General features: G+C 68.6%; 1 protein-coding gene. It reads right to left on the bottom strand.

What is annotated here, in order from left to right:
- Positions 1-516: pyruvate formate lyase family protein (locus LPA54_RS36580; RefSeq protein ID WP_306806608.1), on the bottom strand; the 516-nt coding region annotated here is incomplete at both ends.

Below are 516 nucleotides of genomic sequence, written 5' to 3'. Positions count from 1 at the left end.
GAACGACTCCACCAGGTCGACGGCGAGCGCGTCGACGCGGTCGTCGTTGTTGCCGTAGGCCGGGAACTCGCCCTCGGTCTTGAAGTCCACGGCCAGTCCGGTGGCGTCGCGGAACACCTTCACCCGGGCGTGCTTGACGGCGGACAGGCTGTCCACGGCGACCGACAGGCCGGCGATGCCGCACGCCATGAAGCGGTGCACGGGGTGGTCGTGCAGGGCCATCTCGATGCGCTCGTAGGCGTACTTGTCGTGCATGTAGTGGATGACGTTGAGCGCGTCCACGTACGTCTGCGCGAGCCAGTCCAGGACGCGGTCGTACGCGGCGGACAGCTCGTCGTAGTCCAGGTACTCCCCCGTCAGCGGCGGCATCTCCGGGGCCACCTGCTCGCCGGTCATCTCGTCCCGGCCGCCGTTGACCGCGTACAGCAGCGCCTTGGCGAGGTTGACCCGCGCGCCGAAGAACTGCATCTGCTTGCCGACCGCCATCGCCGAGACGCAGCAGGCGATCGCGGTGTC

The organism is Streptomyces sp. DH12 (assembly GCF_020873895.1).
GTDB lineage: Bacteria > Actinomycetota > Actinomycetes > Streptomycetales > Streptomycetaceae > Streptomyces.
This window is presented reverse-complemented; position numbering and strand designations above follow the sequence as displayed.